Annotated in this window: 12 protein-coding genes and 3 pseudogenes; 9 read left to right on the forward strand and 6 right to left on the reverse strand. The window is 59.1% G+C overall.

The window, feature by feature from the left end; all coding sequences use genetic code 11:
- Nucleotides 1-36: 36 nt before the first annotated feature.
- Both ACZYHG_RS34495 and ACZYHG_RS34500 read right to left on the reverse strand, forming a co-directional pair.
- On the reverse strand, nucleotides 37-1,695 hold the full coding sequence (locus ACZYHG_RS34495; RefSeq protein WP_464614925.1) for an MFS transporter: 1,659 nt from the start codon (nucleotides 1,693-1,695) through the stop codon (nucleotides 37-39).
- Nucleotides 1,696-2,540: 845 nt separating this feature from the next.
- Nucleotides 2,541-3,312: pseudogene (locus tag ACZYHG_RS34500) on the reverse strand (IS5 family transposase).
- Nucleotides 3,313-3,842: 530 nt separating this feature from the next.
- Here ACZYHG_RS34500 and ACZYHG_RS34505 point away from each other — a divergent pair.
- The 3 genes and pseudogenes from ACZYHG_RS34505 to ACZYHG_RS34515 form a co-directional block, all read left to right on the forward strand.
- Nucleotides 3,843-5,009, forward strand: a complete 1,167-nt coding sequence (locus ACZYHG_RS34505) for a M20 aminoacylase family protein (RefSeq protein WP_464614926.1) — start codon at nucleotides 3,843-3,845, stop codon at nucleotides 5,007-5,009.
- A 523-nt stretch (nucleotides 5,010-5,532) separates the two neighbouring features.
- Nucleotides 5,533-6,963, forward strand: coding sequence for an amidohydrolase family protein (locus ACZYHG_RS34510; RefSeq protein ID WP_464614927.1), 1,431 nt, complete (start codon nucleotides 5,533-5,535; stop codon nucleotides 6,961-6,963).
- Nucleotides 6,964-6,992: 29 nt separating this feature from the next.
- A pseudogene (locus ACZYHG_RS34515) lies at nucleotides 6,993-7,121 on the forward strand (acyl-homoserine-lactone synthase); the annotation flags it as partial.
- A gap of 378 nt (nucleotides 7,122-7,499) precedes the next feature.
- Here ACZYHG_RS34515 and ACZYHG_RS34520 read toward each other — a convergent pair.
- Nucleotides 7,500-7,877, reverse strand: coding sequence for an Ldh family oxidoreductase (locus ACZYHG_RS34520; protein WP_464614928.1), 378 nt, complete (start codon nucleotides 7,875-7,877; stop codon nucleotides 7,500-7,502).
- 32 nt (nucleotides 7,878-7,909) lie between these two features.
- Nucleotides 7,910-8,272: an Ldh family oxidoreductase gene (locus tag ACZYHG_RS34525; RefSeq protein WP_464615359.1), complete on the reverse strand. Its 363-nt coding sequence runs from the start codon at nucleotides 8,270-8,272 to the stop codon at nucleotides 7,910-7,912.
- A 342-nt stretch (nucleotides 8,273-8,614) separates the two neighbouring features.
- On the opposite strand from ACZYHG_RS34525, the gene ACZYHG_RS34530 reads away from it, so the two are divergent.
- The 5 genes and pseudogenes from ACZYHG_RS34530 to ACZYHG_RS34550 all read left to right on the forward strand — a co-directional run bounded on the left by ACZYHG_RS34530 (nucleotide 8,615) and on the right by ACZYHG_RS34550 (nucleotide 13,257).
- On the forward strand, nucleotides 8,615-9,073 hold the full coding sequence (locus ACZYHG_RS34530) for an ArdC-like ssDNA-binding domain-containing protein (protein WP_464614929.1): 459 nt from the start codon (nucleotides 8,615-8,617) through the stop codon (nucleotides 9,071-9,073).
- A 446-nt stretch (nucleotides 9,074-9,519) separates the two neighbouring features.
- Nucleotides 9,520-9,663, forward strand: coding sequence for a hypothetical protein (locus ACZYHG_RS34535; protein WP_464614930.1), 144 nt, complete (start codon nucleotides 9,520-9,522; stop codon nucleotides 9,661-9,663).
- A pseudogene (locus tag ACZYHG_RS34540) lies at nucleotides 9,663-10,232 on the forward strand (ABC transporter permease); the annotation flags it as partial. The gene ACZYHG_RS34535 and the pseudogene ACZYHG_RS34540, both read left to right, overlap by 1 nt.
- Before the next feature lie 90 nt (nucleotides 10,233-10,322).
- A complete protein-coding gene (locus ACZYHG_RS34545) occupies nucleotides 10,323-11,726 on the forward strand; it encodes a CapA family protein (RefSeq protein ID WP_464614931.1) in 1,404 nt (467 codons plus the stop codon).
- A 94-nt stretch (nucleotides 11,727-11,820) separates the two neighbouring features.
- Nucleotides 11,821-13,257: an amidohydrolase gene (locus ACZYHG_RS34550; RefSeq protein ID WP_464614932.1), complete on the forward strand. Its 1,437-nt coding sequence runs from the start codon at nucleotides 11,821-11,823 to the stop codon at nucleotides 13,255-13,257.
- A 281-nt stretch (nucleotides 13,258-13,538) separates the two neighbouring features.
- On the opposite strand, the gene ACZYHG_RS34555 is transcribed toward ACZYHG_RS34550, so the two are convergent.
- Both ACZYHG_RS34555 and ACZYHG_RS34560 read right to left on the reverse strand, forming a co-directional pair.
- Nucleotides 13,539-15,167 carry an IS1634 family transposase gene (locus tag ACZYHG_RS34555; RefSeq protein WP_464614933.1) on the reverse strand — a complete coding sequence of 543 codons (1,629 nt, stop codon included), beginning with the start codon at nucleotides 15,165-15,167 and terminating at the stop codon, nucleotides 13,539-13,541.
- 207 nt (nucleotides 15,168-15,374) lie between these two features.
- Entirely contained in the window at nucleotides 15,375-15,803 is a 429-nt protein-coding gene (locus ACZYHG_RS34560) for a hypothetical protein (RefSeq protein WP_464614934.1), read from the reverse strand.
- Nucleotides 15,804-16,447: 644 nt separating this feature from the next.
- Here ACZYHG_RS34560 and ACZYHG_RS34565 point away from each other — a divergent pair.
- A complete protein-coding gene (locus ACZYHG_RS34565; protein ID WP_464614935.1) occupies nucleotides 16,448-17,788 on the forward strand; it encodes an IS1380 family transposase in 1,341 nt (446 codons plus the stop codon).
- Nucleotides 17,789-17,799: the final 11 nt, after the last annotated feature.

Here is a 17,799-nt window from a genome sequence, read left to right on the forward strand (position 1 = left end):
ACTGTCGCGAGCCCTTTTTCAACAGCCTGCTAGAGGTCAACGGTGGAGAAAGTAAGCTGCTGATTGCTCGGGCTTGCGGGTGGGGGTTGTTGGTCGGTCGATGCAAAGCGTCATTTGAGGTGGGAGCTCTCCCGCATGCAGTTGGAGCACACGTTTGTCCAGTTCCTTGTCTGCTTCCGTGAGACGATGGTTCAGGCGAAGGTAGTCGGTCCAGGTCGGCGTGCGGAATGTTTCCGTCCACTGCATAGGCTTCTGAAGGTTGCGCTGGAGCGTCCAGTGCCGAGCCCCGACGCGGGTGTGTACATGCCGGCGTTCGCGCATGAGTTCCAGGAACGCCTCAAGATTTTCTTCAGGTATTTGATAATCCACCTTGAACACGATGGGACCGCTTCTCGGCCTGATATTGAGGGCGACTGCTGGCGCGTCGAATTCATCCAAAGAATCGGGTTCAGAGTCGTGGCGCTCGCGAAGCGGAAAGACGACACCGGCTGCAGCGACCAGCAGCAGGGCTGCAGCGGAGCCCTCCAGCGCCAAGCTCAGGGAATAGTTCTGGGCCACGGTGCCCCATACCCAACTGCCCGCCGCGATGCCGCCGTCTATCAACGCATAATAGATCGAGATGGTGCGCCCCACGACCCAGCGCGGGCTCGCCAGCTGCACGCTCACGCCGACCCCGGACCAGGCGGTGACCCAACCCGCGCCGCCCAAGGCCAGTGCAATTGCCGCCACCGCAAGCGAAGAGGTCAGCGCGAGGGAAAGGGAGCATGCAGCGCAGGCGACGCACGCAAGAATCATCAGCCGTTCTTGTGACAAGCTCCGTCTGAACAGGCTGTTGGAGATGCCGGCGAAGACGGCGCCTGTCCCGAAGCCAGCCATGAGGGTGCCATAGGCGATGGGGCCTGCTCCCAACTGATCTCGAACGACCAGCGGCAGCAGCGCGAGTATGGCGATGCTCGCCAGGCCAAAGAGGGTCCCGCGCGCAATCGCAGCCTTGATTTCTGATGACATCGCCGTGAAGCGCAGCCCGTCATAGATCGCTGTCCTCATCGACTCACGCGGGAGAGGTGAGGAGCGAACCTTCCATTTGCAGCGCCATATGGTGGCCAAAGGGACCAGATAGCCGAGTGTGGTCACGGCGAGAGCCGTCACCAGCCCAAACGAGGCAACCACGATGCCGCCGAGCGCCGGGCCCATGGTCCGGACAGTGTTGAAGCCGACGGCGAGCAGGGTAACGGCAGCGGGAACATCGCGTCGCTCCACGATATCGCCAACCGAGGCTTGCCAGGCGGGATCGTTGAGAGCACCGCCGCCTGCAATTACAAAGCTGAAGCCGAGGATCATCCACGGGTCGACAAAGCCCAGCGCCACAAAGGCGGTCAGCATGGCAGATGCAATCACCATAATGCACCGGCCGGCGAACATGACCCTGCGACGGCTGAAATTGTCGGCCAGGGCCCCGGCAAAGACGGACAAAATGAAAGCGGGCAGGTTCGAGGAAGTCTGCACCAGCGCAACCATCAGATCGGAAGTCGATATCGTTGCCATCAGCCAGCTGATGGCAACCGTCTGCATGAGCCAACCAAGGCTGGAGACCTGCGTGGCTAGCCAAATCGAACGAAAGGTCCGGTTTCTGAGGGGCGCAAGTGTCGCTGGCGGCGAACTTAAATCCGCATCTGCGCCTGCCGTCTTTTTCATTTTCTCTTAGCCTTGCGCTTTTATCTATGAGATTGAGTGCTCGACCAGTCCTGCCACGCAAAGTGACCTCAAGGAATTGAAAGGGGCCCCGCAATCGCCAAATCCCTTCGGCTTACGGCCGTGCGCCCTAAGCATATCCTCGGCACGACGTAACGCTAGAGCGCCGATCATCTTCCATCTGAACCGACTACCGCAGTCCCATTCTGATGAGCAGCTTCAGCCGCCCTGACAGGCCTGTCTTGCATACTCGAGTTGCGCTTCAGACGGCGCAAAGCCTCTATTTGGCTAGGATGCATGCAAAGCGTTGCTCTTAACCCCGCGGCCGGTGAAGTGAGCTCCGGTAACATGATGACCTTTCCCTGGGTTTGCGCTTCGGGCACGTCGAGCCACGAGTTCCGTATTTGGTTTGTGCTGCAAACAACTTGGCCATGCACCCCGCGGCCTCCAGCCATTAGGTACTTCGGTTATGCCTTCGCTGTTCGCCAATTCCGCATTGGAGAGCGTAGCGCGGGAGCCAGTCCCTATTCCTGCAAAAAGGGCCGAAAGTTTGCAGTGATCCGGCGCCCAATGAGTATCGCAGCCGAGCAGGCCGGTGCGGAGGTGATTTGGCGGTCAAATCGCGACGATGGTCGACGACAGAACGGGGGAGCCATGAAACGTCCGTCGAAGGAAAGATGGCGACAGACATCAGTACGACGACGTGCGGCACGCTGTTTCGTGATGATGACCGTAGTAGCCCAGGAAGAAGTTCGCAGCTGCAAGTCCGGAGCAGCAAGTCACGAGGCTTGGGTCCAGGCTGTTAGGCCAAGTGCTGGGGAGGGGAGAACGGACTACCTCTGGGGGCCCTAGGCTTCGTGGACAAAGGGCAGCCATAGTTTGATTGAGGCGAGCGCCACGAAGCCAAGATAGGATTCCTTGGTCTTGTCGTAGCGTGTGGCAATACGGCGCCAATTCTTCAGCTTGTTAAACAGGCGTTCGACGAGGTTGCGCCAACGGTATTTCTCGCGATCATGCGGGATGGGGGCGCGGCGGTTGCTTTTGGCGGGGATGACCGCTTGGACGCCGGCTTTGGCGATCTCTTCGCGGATAGCGTCGGAGTCATAACCCTTGTCCGCCAGGAGCGCCTCGATACGGTCGGCGATCATTCGAAACAGCGGGCCGAAGCCTTGAATATCATGCGCCTGGCCAGGTGTCAGGACGAAGCCGAGAGGTCGGCCTTTTCCGTCGCACCGCGCATGGAGTTTGGTGGTGAAGCCGCCGCGCGATCGGCCAAGCGCCTCAGTTTCCTGAGTCCCCTTTTATGCCGACTGCACAATGATGTGCCCGGACAACGGTGCTATCGATCATGTCGGCGGTGGCATCGCGTTCCACCATCTCGGCGAGCGTTTCGAGCAGCGCATCGAACACCCCCGTCGCGACCCATCGCCGGTATCGGCGGAAGACGCTGTTCCACTTGCCATATTCATCAGGCAGATGACGCCATTGCGCCCCGGTTCGGGCCATCCACATCATGCCTTCGAAATAGCGCCGATTATCCTGCGCCGGACGGCACCCTCGACCCCGCTCTGCTGGCAGCAGCGGCCCGATCAGTGCCCATTCCTCGTCCGATACACCAATCCGCTCGCCCAACGCTGCCTCCAAAAGACAGCCTTGAATCAGCGACCGAGTCTAGCGTCAAGCTTTGTCCACGAAGCCTAGTTAGTCAGTGCGGGAGCGGGGTTTCGCCGCCCGCCCTTAGCTGGCGTGTCGACGCTGGCCGACCAGGCGGGCCTGCACGTTGGTGCTCGCTTGTGCGCTGATCGAGGGCCCAAGTGCTTGCCGCCGAGCGGCTGCATGGCTATGAGATGACGGCGTCGCGCATTGCTCGAGCGAGATGTTCTCGGCAGACGTTGCCTGAGCGCTTACCACGGCTTTCGCGGAAGTGAATTAGGCGAAACTGTGGTTCGTCTTCACCCAATTCAGCGCCGATATGGCGGCATATGTCAAGAAACTGACCGAACGTGTCAATACAAGCCTAATCGCGCAAGCTAGTCTCACCTGAATGGAGTTCGCGTAAATTTGCTTCGCGAGCGCCGCCCTTGGCAGGTCGCTTTTTAGGAACATCGGCCAATGAAACAGTACGAAGATCCCAACAGAGACAGGTTCACATGAGCAGCATTAAGGCCTTCCGGGAACTGCAGAATGAAGTAACCGAGTGGCGTCGTTACCTGCACGAAAACCCCGAACTCGGCTATGAGGAAAACAACACGGCTAGGTTCGTGGCCGAGAAGCTGGCCTCTTTCGGTATCAACCATATCGAGACGGGGATCGCTGAGACCGGTATTGTTGCGCTAATCCAGGGCGAAGGCGGAGACGGACCTACGATTGGGTTGAGAGCGGACATGGACGCCCTGCCAATACTTGAAAACTCGAACAAGCCCTGGTCGTCGACCATACCCGGCAAGATGCACGGATGCGGCCACGATGGTCATACGGCGATGCTGCTGGGCGCCGCCAAATACCTTGCGAAGACTCGCAACTTCAAGGGGTCCGTTGCCTTGATCTTTCAGCCCGCGGAAGAAGCGGGCATAGGCGGCCACAGAATGGTCCAGGAAGGTATCATGGACCGGTTCAGCATCTCAAAGGTTTATGGCATGCATTGCACGCCGGGAATGGAGATAGGCAAATTCGGGATTTGCCCCGGCCTCGCGTTGGCCTCGGTTGACGAGTTCGACATTTTTGTGAAGGGCCGCGGCGGCCATGCGGCGTATCCCCAAAGGGTAATCGATCCCATCGTTATTGCAGCGCAGATCATCGTTGGGCTGCAAAGTGTCGTTTCGCGCAACACGGACCCGCTCGAGTCGCTCGTCGTCTCCGTTACCCAGTTGCGCGCTGGGGAGGGCTATAACAGCATTCCAGAACACGCTCAGATATCTGGGACTGTTAGAGCTCTCTCACCCACACTGCGCGATTTTGCCCAACGACAGATCTGCGAGTCCGCGAACGGAATTGCGCGCGCCTTTGGCGGCAGTATCGACTTCAAGTACCACCGTCTGGAGCCCGTCACCGTCAATCACCCGGAAGAAACTAGTCTGGCGATTAAGGCCGCGCGCGACATTGTGGGCCACGATGCAGTGACCGACCGGCTCAAACCTACAATGGGAGCGGAAGATTTCGCGTATATGCTGGAGGCGCGGCCCGGAGCTTATATTTATATTGGGAATGGCTCGACTGCCGACGTGCATAACCCTGCCTTTGACTTCAACGATGAAGCCATACCTTACGGCATCGGCTACTGGGTAAAGCTGGTCGAGACGTCGATGCTGGCGGCGTGAAGGTTGGTGCAAAACCCATCCAGTCTAGTTGCCGGAACAATGAGGGAGAACAAATAACGAGCATATCCATAAACCGCAGAGTTTTCATCCACTCGCTATAGAGCCCGAATTGGTAGTCGCCGACGAGCCAGTCAGCATGCTGGACGTATCAGTTGATGTCCAAATCATCATAGCTGATGCTGGAACTTCGAGCATCGCGGGGGTTGGCGTATGTTCTCAATCATACATGAAATTTACTTGGCGGCAGCCATTGCCGAGTGCGTTTTGGTTATGCGGGCGGGGAGGATCATCGAAGCCGGTTTGCCGCGCGATGTTCTGAAGCATCCCCGCGAACACTACACCCGCAAGCTTCTCGCCGCTGCGCCATCCCTCGACGAGGCCTTGGAACTGAGGGGGCACGGAGACGAGGGCCGATGGACTGAACCGCCGCCTCCAGATGCATCTGAGGATGTTCTGGCCGAAATTTGGAGGCTGAATGTGTGTGCGACGCGGCCGTAAACTTGACAGACGGAGATAACATCAAATGAACAACCCTGTCGCCGAGATGTCGAGCGATCTGGCCGCAAGTACCGCGACGACAACCTCGTCGTTTTCTCCTGGCCTGCGCCACCTACCCCTGTTCCGTGAACGGCAGGATCCTGAATTCTTCAAGATCTTCGATGTGGTCAACGCGCTTCCGCTTGATGACACGCATTGTCACCTCGTTACCGACCGCGATGCGATTACCACCCCTCAGCGCTATCTTGAGCGCATTTCGTTGGCCGGATACCCATTTCCTAATTACTTCCCCGCAGGGATCTATAACCGTTGGCTCACCGGTCACGAGGCAACCCGGCACGACCTCGACAAGACGTACGGAATCCAGGCCAAGGTCGATGAGATGACGTACCATCTGTCCCAAAGCATCTTCATCAAATTCCTGACAAAGGAGCTGGCACAGTTCCTGAATTGCGAACCGACATTCGAAGCCGTCATCGAGGCACGGAATGACCGAGGCCGGGATTATTGGTCCTACGTCAATGCCCTCTTCCGCGACGTGAACCTGGAAAACATTATGCTCGATACCGGCTATCACGAAAGCTGCGGCCGGCCGGCCATCGAGAAATTCGAAGAGGCAATCCTTCCCTGCCGGACCCACAGGATTGCCCGCATCGAGGAAATCCAGCGCGAATTATTTAGCATGGACATTTCCTTCGACGAATTCGAGAGTCTCTACTTCGAACGCCTTCTCGACGTCATGGATGGCACGGGCAATTTCGGCAAGAAGTCCGTCGGCATGAAGTCTTACCTGCTGCCGTATATCGGTCTAATCGAACCGCTTTACGATCGGACTCTTGCGGCAAAGTCGTGGAATGCGATGCGGAAATCCTACGCGGAATTGCCGTTCATGGAACGGCAGGCGGCGTTCAATGTCTCGAAGGACCTGCGGCGGTACACGTTCACGATGACGCTGGAGGAATGCCTTAAGCGGGACATGCCGATGCAAATCCACACCGGCGACGGCGAAGCGCCAGAGGTGATCCTGCGCAATCAGGACCCATTCTACCTGGAGGAAGTGGTCCGGTTCGACAAGGACAACATGATGCGGATGCCGAAGATCATCCCGCTGCACGCCGGCTATCCCTCGGTCGGCAAGGCGGCATGGCTGAGCCACCTGTATCCGAACTGCTATTTCGAGCTGTCGATCATGACCCCGTTCGTCCACCAGAGCCTCTACGAGAGGTATAAGCAGGTCATGGAGGCGGTTCCGCTCTCAAAGATCCTGTTTGCGAGCGACAACTACCACGTTCCCGAACTGTTCTGGCTCGCCGGACGGTGGGGTAAGCGATATCTCGCGAAAGCGTTGACCGACTATGTCGTAGGCGGAAGTCTCGCCTTCGACGAGGCGATAGAGGCGGCGCGCATGGTCCTCCATAAGAATAATCGTGCAGTCTACAATTTGAGCGACGTCTGAATCAAAATAGTATTCAGACCCCGGTGGCCCTCTTCGCCGGCATGATCGAGTTGGACCTGCCCCGCCGCCTCAGCCGAATCGTCACCGTCACCGATCTGCGCATGGAGCGCATCCTTCGCCGCGCCGGCTGGCCGCTTGCTCGGATCGGCGAGTCCCAGCCACCGGTGCCGTGGCCAAATACGTTCTTCATGTCCAGTGCTGTGGGCGTGAAGCGCGCCGGGTGCTCGTGAACCGAGCCCGCTTCTCTGCCGAGCTCAGGCGGACTCGGCCATCCGGCTTCGCCCCTGGCGCCGGCCGCCTTGCGGCTGCCGACGATGGTCAAATGTGCTAAGCAACACCGGGGCGGAAGGCTCGCTGAGTCACGGGCCTACGCCTATGGCCATCGCCTGATCCGGAGTCAGACACACGACCTAGTTTTCATCACTAGCGGGCATCGGCGCTGGAAAGGTACAGTCGAGCTCCGCCCAAGGGCGGATGTCATCCACGATCAAATCGAGAAGACCGATGCCCATCGCGCAACTGATCGCGCTTGAGCATCAAAGCGCGATCACCTGGAACGCGCACCGGATCACTACCGGCGCAACTCGACTTGTCCGGCATCGTTGAGCCAGAAATCGCATCTCACGTTCGAAAGCTGCACGTCCAGCGAAATGGGCGGGGTCAAGAACTTGGACTAAGAGGGCGTTCGCTTCTCCGCTTTCAGCTCCGTCGGCCCGCCCAAATCCGCTGAGCGCCGCTGTCAGAGCCTCTGTCAAGAAAGCCAGGCCAGTTCCCCTGTAATCCTGCTCGATGCCGCCGAGTGGCAAGATAGCACCGCCAGCCGCGAAATCGGCCGGATCGGCACTAATGTCGCAGTCCGGACGCACGATCATGGGGTAGGGCAGCATCGTTCTCTGACGGTGGGCGCGGTTCATCGGACCCTGAGCCCGATATCGCCAAGGTGGTGTCAATCAGGATCGGTGCTTCCCCGGTATGAATGCCTGCGGCAAATCGTGTAAGGCCGCCATGAGCAGCTACGACGGCCTCGGACGGAGTGCTCACGGTGATCATGACCATCATGCGCCGGTCGGTTGCGCGTCCAAGATAAGGAGGCGAGACATGCGACGTGCTGCGCTCGACGCACTACAACTGCGCCCAGCCCGTTCTCGGCGGCCATTTCACAAGCACGGTCCACGGCCTGAGCAGCGACCCATGGCCCAGGAAGAAGATCCGCATCCCAACTTTCACAACATTGGGTCGCCTGCAGCACTATATGTTGGCCGTCGGGATTAGTTTCTCCCTTCAGCAGCCAGTCGCAGTTGCTCGGCAGACGATTGTCGACAGACGATGTACTCCATGAGTGGAATAGCCAAGCAGATCGGCTTCAAGAAATTGCCGCGCTACCACTTCAGCGCGCACTTGAGGCAGACCCGCGCGGGTCAGAAGCTGCGAGGCAAAGGTGAGAAGATCTTGATAGGCGTACCGCTTCGCTGCCATTCGAACTCTATCGATTACATGAGACCGTGTACGTCCAGCCGAGTTGGCCTGTCCGCAGGGAATCTCGCTGTGAATCTGGAGCGCGGCACCCTGCGATTGGTCAAGCCGTGGTGCAGGGCCAAGGCTGACTTCGGTCTGCCGAGGAATGCGGCCACCGGTCGGTTCTATTCCGGCAGTGGGTGCGGTCGTCGAGCGCCGGTACCCCAGCCAGAACTGGCTGACCTTCCGGCAGGCCCTTTCCTTCGGCGGCCATGTCAGGAAGGGCGAACATGGCACGACCATCGTGCATGCCGACAGCTTCATCCCGAAAACGGAAAGGGCGCGCCAAGGCCGAGGGCGGAGCCGCAGGCGGTGCCGTATCTCAAGCGCTTCACCCGTCTTCAATGCCGCGCAGTGCGACGGCCTGCCCGAACACCTCTATGCCGCTGCCGAGCCGCTGCCCGAACGCGAGATCATCCCGCAGGCCGGGGCGCTTCAAGCTGCCACCACTCGCTTTTTTGACTGCGCGCGGTCGCGTGGTGTTCGTGTCGTTTGCTTCGTCGTTCACGCCGCTGTCGCGTGCGTGCGACCGGGACTGAATGCTCTTCATTTGGCGCGAAGCATTGTGGTTCCACCGGAGACGCTCGAAAGCTGAAGGCGCTTACGCGATAATTGCCAGAGCGGGTGTCGCGCAAAAAAGTAGCCTGCCAACTGATTTTATTTCGGCTGTTATACCATTTGTCCTTTCATATAACGATGGGCTTATGACCGAACTGGAGCCAGGCTCATGTCGTTCGAAGGCATTATTCCGGCCGTTACCAACTGTTCCACCCGGACGGTTCGATCGGCCCTGACGCCGAACACCTCGATCGTCAGGCGTTCACGGCACAAGTCGAGGAGTGCTGAGTGAGCGGGTTCTACTTTGCAAACCTGGGTTCGTCTAGAACGACAACTCTGCCTCTGGGGCGCTCTGCCGGTTCCGAGGATTTTCAGTGGATAGGGTGCGGGATATCTGCGAATTGTTGGCCCTATTTGCAGGAAAGGAGACTGGTTACCACGATAGGCTCGCGCCAGTAGCGAAGGCACAAGGGAGCCCGCAAGATGCAAAAAATATGGTGGGACTTCGTCGGCGACATTAGGCTGGGGCGATATGTCTCGCCGACCGCGCGCCGCAAGGCGCTCACCGGCCTCATTGGCATGCCCCAAATCGTGCCGATATGGAACATGCAGAAGGCCTCGGCCTGATGGGTGCCTACATCCTTCACAGGATAGTTTCGGCCATCGCCGTCATGGCAATGGTCGGAGTTTTCGTGTTCCTGCTTCTCAGGCTTGCGCCCGGCGACCCGGCGGCCATCATCGCCGGTAGGTCGGCCACGGAGGAGATGATCGCCGGCATCCGCGAGCAGTTGGGACTGAACGATCCTATGCCGGTTCAGTTCATGCGTTGGGTGCGGGACATGCTCGGCGGCGATTTTGGCACCTCGATCTTTGCCGGCCGACCGGTTCTCGAGCTGATCTCGCAGCGGCTTGAACCGACCCTTTCCCTCTCGATCCTGACGATGATCGTTTCGGTGACGATTGGGGTCTCCTTCGGCATCCTTGCCGCCTGGCGAGCTGGCGGTCTTGTTGATCGCATCCTGACGGCATTCGCGACGCTTGGTTATTCTGTCCCGGTGTTTGTCGTCGGCTTCTTTCTCATATACCTGTTCGCGATCAGCACACGGTGGCTGCCCGTCCAAGGATACCAGCCTATCGACCATGGCTTGGGGCCGTGGCTTGTGCACCTGATCCTGCCGACAGTGACTTTGAGTGTTCCCTAATTCGTCGCTCCGGCCCGTGGCCTAACGACAGACCCTCTGACCCCCGACATCGTTGCCAAGCGCGGCAAGCTTAAGGAGAAGCCTATGGAGAAATACGCACAGGAGAACGGTTCTCATCTAGCCCAGCAGGGTGGCAACTATGATACGGTCGGTTCGATTCAAACCAACGTTGCGGACGGCTTCACGATGGTAGCCGTTGGTGACCTCATCGTGTCGCGACCGCTGACCCAAGGCAATCATCCCGGCTTCGGCGACATCGTCAAGATCCTTCGTGATGCCGATGTCACGTTCGGCAATATGGAAACGCTCGTCTTCGATATCCGGTCATTCAAGGGAAGTCCGCAGGCTGAGTACGGCGGGGCGTATCACATCAGTGTGCCGGAACTCGGCCCTGATTTAAGGGCGATGGGATTCAATCTTATGAGTCGCGCGAACAATCATTCGCTTGATTGGGGCGTTGAAGGCATGCGCGAATCGAGCCGTGTGCTCGATGAGAACAGCATCATTCATGCGGGTGTCGGGGAGAACCTTTCACAAGCTGGCGCGGCTCGCTTCTTGGAGACCGCCCGAGGTCGGGTGGCGCTGGTGTCGCTTGCCACTACCTTCATGCCGATGTCTCGAGCGTGCGATCCTGCCGGCGAGGCGCCTGGCAGGCCAGGGGTGAATGCTCTTCGTTTGACGCGAAACATCATTCTTCCGTCGGATATGATTGAGTACGTCAGGCGGGTACGTGATGTCTTGCCAGGCTATGCAGCCGGTGGAAAGGACCCAAGCCGCGTCGTGCTCCTTGCGGAGACTTTCAAAGCAGGCGATCAGCCCAGTTTTAGCTACGAAGCAAACCCGCGCGATGTCGCCGATATTCTAAGAAACGTTCGCCGGGGCAAACAGTTCTCCGACTTCTGCATCGTCACGAACCATGGTCACGAGCCTGATTGGAGTGAGTTGGTTAGCCAGGAACCGGCGGATTACGAGCAATCTTTCGCCCGTAAAATGATCGATTCCGAAGCAGACGCATATATCGGACACGGACCGCATCTGCTGCGAGGCATCGAAATCTACAAGGGCCGACCAATATTTTATAGCCTCGGCAATTTCTTCTTTGATGACCTGCGCACGCCCGTGGGAGCTGACATGTTCGATGCCTATGGCAAAGACCCGCGGATCGACACAGATGCCGAGGTGACTGTCGACGAGCAAGGGAGGGGATACCCGACGCCCGACGGCTTTGTCGGCGCGCTCGGGACACCCGTCTGCTACGAGAGCGTTATCGCGGTCAGTCGGTTTGAGCAGAACCAGCTCGCTGAATTGCGGCTCTGCCCGATTGAACTTGGCTTCTCCAAGAGGTTTGCCAATCGCGGTATCCCGCAGCTGGTCACCGGGTCGCAGGCAAAGGCGATTCTCGAGCGTTTGCAGAAGCTCTCGCAGCCATTTGGGACCGAGATCGCCATCGAGAACGATGTCGGTGTCATCAGACTGAGGCCGCGATGAAAGCGGCTCAGATGCGCTAGTCAAGAGCGCTTGTCGCAACCAGCTACGACGCGCTTTAGATGTCATTGCTATACAACTATGAGGATGTATACGCATGCAAAACGATCGCTTCAGCCTTGAAGAAATCGCCCGTCGGGTGGAGGCTAAGGCTTTCGACTACTGCGCTCTCAGCGACCGTATTTGGGCTACGCCAGAGCTGGCTTTCCAGGAGCATCGTTCAGTTGCTGAGCAGTCTGCTATTTTGGAGGGGGAGGGTTTTCGCATAACGACCAATGTCGGCGGTATTCCAAATGCGTTTGTGGCGGAGTACGGGCGAGGGGGACCGGTCATTGGAATTCTCGGAGAATACGATGCACTGCCGGAACTATCGCAAATTTCGGGCACACTCCGACAAGAGGTTGCCACTCGTGGCGCAGGTGGCCATGGTTGCGGTCATAATCTCCTCGGGGCCGGCTCGGCTCTGGCCGCTGCCGCATTAAAAGAAGCGCTTGCGACCGAAGGTATCGCTGGCACGGTGCGCTACTACGGCTGCCCGGCGGAGGAAAATGGTGGGGGCAAGACCTATATGGCGCGCGCCGGCCTCTTCGATGATCTTGATGTCGCCTTTTGCTGGCATCCGCACGTAGTCAATGAGGTCAGTACTGCGTCCAGCCTCGCTGAGATCCAAGTCTACTTTCGCTTTCATGGGCGGGCGGCACATGCTGCAGCTTCGCCGCATATGGGCCGGAGCGCGCTGGACGCGGTAGAACTGATGAACGTGGGTGTGAACTATATGCGAGAGCATATGCCCGCAGATGCACGTGTGCACTACGCGATCACCAATACCGGCGGCGATGCGCCAAACACGGTGCAGGCTTATGCAGAATCGCTATTTTCCATACGTTCCCCTCTCTTGCCGGATGCTCAACGACTCTTCGCGCGTGTTAGAAAGATTGCTGAAGGCGCGGCCTTGATGACCGAAACCTCTGTTGTTGTTCAGATTGCTGGCGGCAGCTCAAACATCATTCCCAACAAGATTCTGCAAGAAGTGATGTACGACAACATGTGCCGTATCGGTGCGCCTGCCTTCGATGAAGCCGACTACTCCTTTGCAAAGAAGCTTCGCGAGGCGGCACTAACGGAGGAGGACTTGTCGTCAAGTATTGCGTCTCGCGATCCCTCGCTTAAGTCGAAGATCCTCCATGACGGAGTGCTTGCACTGCCGGCGTGGGAGGAGGTGGATATGGGTACAACGGATGTTGGCGACGTGAGTTGGATTGTGCCGACGGCGCAATGCCATACAGCCTGCTTTGCCATAGGTACAGGGTTCCACACCTGGCAGTTGGTGACGCAGGGGAAACTCCCGGCAGCTCACAAGGCTATGATATTGGCGGCACAAACCATAGCCGCCACCGCCGCCGATTGCCTGCGCAACCCAGCAATTCTTGCTCGCGCCAAAGCAGAGCTGAAGGAGCGCATTGGCAGTCATTCGTATGTCTGCCCAATTCCACCGGATGTAATGCCCGACGATCTATGCAAGAAGCCGGCATAGGTCCTTGATTGGCTTTCTCTGCCAAGAGGTTTAGTAGGTCAATTCAGGGTCGAGGCCGCTATTCGGGCGGCTTGCAACCGGAGGGCTTATGAGCCGTTCGTCGTTCCATTGCGGTAGGCGGCCTTGCCAAATGCCCGTTCACGTCGCCATTCGCGGCACCTCATGGAGAACGCCAGCACGGCAGTCTGACCCCACTTAAACACCGCCTGTAAGAATATGTTATTATATCAGCACGTTAGGCGCGCGCCGGCGCGTGTTACCACTACATTTTGGGGATGATCTCAGGCGAGTTGTTCGTCGAGGTTGTGTGGCAGAACGATGCCAGATGCCTTGAAGACGTTGCCCACTTGGCCCGTAACGTGGGTTCTGGTGGTGATGATGCGACCATCCTTTTCGATGGTGGCTTCCTGGAGGCGGTCGAGATCGCGTAGAAGCGGCTGCCATTCGGGCGTCAGGCCTTTGGCCCGGCAGAGGCGGTACAGTCCCTTGCTGAGTACGAGCCCCAGGAACGAGCAGAACACATGCCCGCGGATGGCGGCATCGGATTGGTGGAAGATCGGCCGGGTATTGAAGGTTGCCTTGGCGGCGCGGAACAGGCTCTCGACCTCGAGCAAATCGCGATACCGCAGCACGGCCTGGAGCGGGGTCACCTTCGCGTTGGTCCGCACCACGGTGATGCCGTCGTACCGGGCTTCCTCGGCAAGCTTGCCGACATCGATCTTGAAGTTCTTGCCGCTGGCCTTGAGGTAACGCCGGTAGGCCGAGTTGCCGACCAGTGCCTTGTCGCCCTTCTTGAGCTGTGCCTCGAGGCCGGCGATGATCGCCTGGCGGTCGGCCTTGTCCTTCTCGGCCTCGGCGTCATTGCGGCTGACAATGTAGCGGTCTTTACCGACCTTGACCTCTTTGACCCACAACTGAGTTTCACCGCGCTGGCGCTCGAGAACGAGCGGAACCATCGGTGCCGCGTCATTGAGCACGACGTTGTGGATCACGCTGCTCGAGCGTTCGCGGGCCCCCAGAATGTATTCCATGCCCAGCTTTTCGAGCGCGGCGATGGTATCGGCGCTGATCATGCCGCGATCGGCGACAACGCAGGCGCGTGTGACGCCGAAGCGCGTTCGCAGCCGATCGACCACCGGCAACAGGACGGTCACGTCAGCGGTGTTGCCGGGCACCATCTCGGTGCAGATCGGCCGGCCCTCGGCATCAACGACCAGCGCCAGGATCATTTGCGCCAGATCGGGGCGGAAGTCCTTGGAATGCCCGCGCTTGCCCAGCGTCTCGCCGCCCGCGCCGTAGAAGGACAACGAGGTGGTGTCCATGAACACAAGGCTGAGGTCGGTGAACAGGTCCTGCCGGCGCGCGAAGAGCTTTTCCTCGATCACGTCTTTCACGCAGCGCGCCACCAGCGCGCCTTGCGCCTTTTCGCCGAGTTCCTCGCCCAGCCACGCCATGGCCCGGTAAAAGTGATGGAGCGCCAGACCCTCGGCGCCCTCGATACCATAATCGGCCATCCAGTTCGCGCAGTCGCGGTCCGAGCCCGAGACGAACAGCCGATGCAACGTGCCAATGAACACCGCCCGTTCCACCGCAAAGCCGAACTGGCGCCCTTCCAGCACCTCTTCCAGCACATCGCCGATCCCGAGCCGCTCCCACAGCCGCCCGAACAACAGCGGACCGCCGATGCGGCGAGAGGCAATTCGCCCCGCGTCAATGTCGGACAGGATGAGGCTGCGCTCGCCATGGCGCGCAATCGAGGCCGCCAATCTGTCAAGTTCGCCGCTGGCAACCAGCGCATCCTTGCGGCCCAGCGCCTTTATCGTGCGCTGGCGAACGGTTTTGCCGTCGCGGACACTTTCCACGAGGTAAAGATAGCGGTGGCCGCGCGCGACTCTCTCAACGACAAACATGCCAGCGTTGTTAGCGAATAAATGCCATAAAATCCATACAACATGCAGCTAGCAGATCAAATGTTGTTACCACACATTTTCGCGCCGAAAACTCGAGGCGAGTGAAGTCAATAGCTTAACGGACAGCGTTCGCCATCCGTTCACCTCCAACTGTTCAAGTCGGGTCTGAGCAGGAACGATCGCGCGACTGACGACGACGGCGCGCGATCATTGCGCAAGGCGCCGATAAGGTGACGATCGCCGCCATCGCAGCGGGTGTACCCATGCTGGTGGAAGCATGTAGCCTGGCTCCCAGTTCGTGAGGGGATAATTCAGCCAGTTGTTCCAGAAAGTGCTGCCAGGCAGGATGGTGCGCTTCACCCTTAAACCGGCCTCGCGAAGTTGTGCCGCGATCGCGTCTCCGGTTTCGTTTTGCCAGTCGTTGCTTGTGATGTCATGCCCCAAATCTATCTGCCCGGCTTCAGTCATGAATCGCGTCGCCGCCTCGACGTCGCGCTTCTGTTGCGGGACCGTATAGTACTTCAGACGCAGGGCGCCACATGGTAGTGGGCCGCGCTGGTGCCGTAGCCATTGGTCGCCATCTGCATTATCGCGGCGCTGTCCACCGCTAGCTGTTGCGCACCCGCTTGTCGTCATGGTGCTTCTCCAGGACATTCGTGCGGCACACAAGGGTCATCCAAGTCTTGGCCTCGGACTTGATGTGTCCGAGGTTGTCATAGGCAGAATGTTGAGGATCCTCGCGGCCAGCAGCATGACGGTGGTCCCTTGCTAAGCGATTTCGAAGTCTCGATAACCGTCCACCGCTACTTGATCGCAAATTTCCTGATATTTCGGCACTCCGCCAACGTAGGCCAAAAAAACATGAGGCTTTCCGGGCTTGTTCGCACCGAGGTACCAACAATTTGGCCTTGACCATCAGAGTTTTAGCGGCTTCGGCCGCTACCATGGCAACCCACTCGTCTTCAGCAAACTCGGTTAAACGGTGCAGTTCAGCCCACTGCGTTGGGTGAGACGATGGCAACATCTGATCACTCTTTCAGCGGCAATGTCGCAAGCGCTTCTCGAGGCTGTCCAAAAGCACAACCGGCTTACGTCAGAACTGGGTGGAATCGGGGTAAGATCGTGCACCTGTCTGAACCGCATGCCACGGCGTAACGAATATACGATGTACTAGCCTGAAAAATTCATGGGGGTTGGTGGATGTGGCGCAAGCCGTTGAAATGACTTAGGATTTGGTTGCTTAAGCCGATCCGAACCATTTCCCGGAGACCACACCCACCATGAACGATCTTACGCTGCCGCTGAGCGGTTTGTCATCAGTCGGCGGCAAGTCCGTCGTCGCCCGTTTCGACGGCGGCATGCTGTCGTCCAACAGCGGCGTTCTGGCTTTGGCCGAGGTGGAAAAGCGGTTGCGGGTGGCCGAGCGTCTGGCGCGTTGCATCGACGATCCGCGCTGCCCGGACCAGGTCGTCCACAGCCTGGCGGACATGATCGGCTTTCGCATGAAGATGATTGCCGCCGGCTACGAGGACGGCAACGACGCCAACCGGCTGCGCCGCGATCCGGTCTTCAAGATGGCCCAGGATGCGCTGCCGTCGGGTCGGGATCTGGCGTCGCAATCGACGCTGTGCCGGCTGGAGAACCTGCCCGGCGTGCGGGAGCTGGTTGCGATGGGGCGGGCGATGGTCGATCTCTATTGCGCCTCGTTCCGGCAGGTGCCGAAGCGGATCGTACTCGACATTGACGACACCTTCGACGCTGTGCACGGAGGCCAACAGCTTCGCCTGTTCAATGCCCACCATGACGAGTACGGCTTCCAGCCGATCGTAGTGTTCGATGGTGCGGGACGGTTCGTCAGCGCGATCCTGCGACCGGCCAAGCGGCCGAGTGGAGCTGAGATCCGCCCCCACCTGCGCCGTCTGGTGCGGGCGATCCGGATCAACTGGCCGAACATTCGAATCCTGCTCCGCGGCGATAGCCATTATTGCAGCCCGCAGGTCATCGACTGGTGCCGCGCCAACGACGTCGACTTCATCTTTGGCCTCGCGCCCACCACGACCCTGCGCAAGCATGTCGCGGATCTGGAGGCCAGCACGACGGCGCGCTTCGAAGCGTCGGCCAAGACAGGCAAGGTCCGCAGGTTCAAGGAGTTCGTTGACGGCGCCGCCAGTTGGAGCCGCGTCGAGCGCATCATCGCGCGGGTCGAGGTCGGCGCCAAAGGAGCCGACACCCGCTTCATCGTCACCAATCTGGCCAGTGGCAAGGCCAAGGCGCTCTACGAGGACCTCTACTGCCGGCGCGGCGCGGCCGAGAACCACATCAAGTCGTGGAAGACGCATCTTGCCGCCGACCGCACATCCTGCACCAGAGCGACGGCCAACCAGTTCCGGCTATTCCTGCATGCCGGTGCTTACTGGTTGATGTGGGGCTTGCGGGCCGCGATGCCGAGGCGCTCGAGCTTTGCCGTCGCCCAATTCGACACGCTGCGATTGCGCCTCATCAAAATCGCTGCGCGGGTGGTCGAGATGAAATCGCAAATCCGCCTGCACCTGCCGACATCGTGCCCCGACCAGCGCATCCTGCGCATCGTCCTCGATCGCATCCCCCAACTCGCGACATAACGATGGGGCGC

The organism is Mesorhizobium subarcticum (assembly GCF_055456085.1).

Bases quoted from the DNA above. Each gene is read 5' to 3' on its own strand.
- ACZYHG_RS34565 (WP_464614935.1), top strand. From the start codon at position 16,448: ATGAACGATCTTACGCTGCCGCTGAGCGGTTTGTCATCAGTCGGCGGC.
- ACZYHG_RS34555 (WP_464614933.1), bottom strand. From the start codon at position 15,167: ATGTTTGTCGTTGAGAGAGTCGCGCGCGGCCACCGCTATCTTTACCTC.
- ACZYHG_RS34505 (WP_464614926.1), top strand. From the start codon at position 3,843: ATGAGCAGCATTAAGGCCTTCCGGGAACTGCAGAATGAAGTAACCGAG.
- ACZYHG_RS34495 (WP_464614925.1), bottom strand. From the start codon at position 1,695: ATGAAAAAGACGGCAGGCGCAGATGCGGATTTAAGTTCGCCGCCAGCG.
- ACZYHG_RS34545 (WP_464614931.1), top strand. From the start codon at position 10,323: ATGGAGAAATACGCACAGGAGAACGGTTCTCATCTAGCCCAGCAGGGT.
- ACZYHG_RS34520 (WP_464614928.1), bottom strand. From the start codon at position 7,877: ATGAACCGCGCCCACCGTCAGAGAACGATGCTGCCCTACCCCATGATC.
- ACZYHG_RS34550 (WP_464614932.1), top strand. From the start codon at position 11,821: ATGCAAAACGATCGCTTCAGCCTTGAAGAAATCGCCCGTCGGGTGGAG.
- ACZYHG_RS34510 (WP_464614927.1), top strand. From the start codon at position 5,533: ATGAACAACCCTGTCGCCGAGATGTCGAGCGATCTGGCCGCAAGTACC.
- ACZYHG_RS34560 (WP_464614934.1), bottom strand. From the start codon at position 15,803: ATGACGACAAGCGGGTGCGCAACAGCTAGCGGTGGACAGCGCCGCGAT.
- ACZYHG_RS34535 (WP_464614930.1), top strand. From the start codon at position 9,520: ATGCAAAAAATATGGTGGGACTTCGTCGGCGACATTAGGCTGGGGCGA.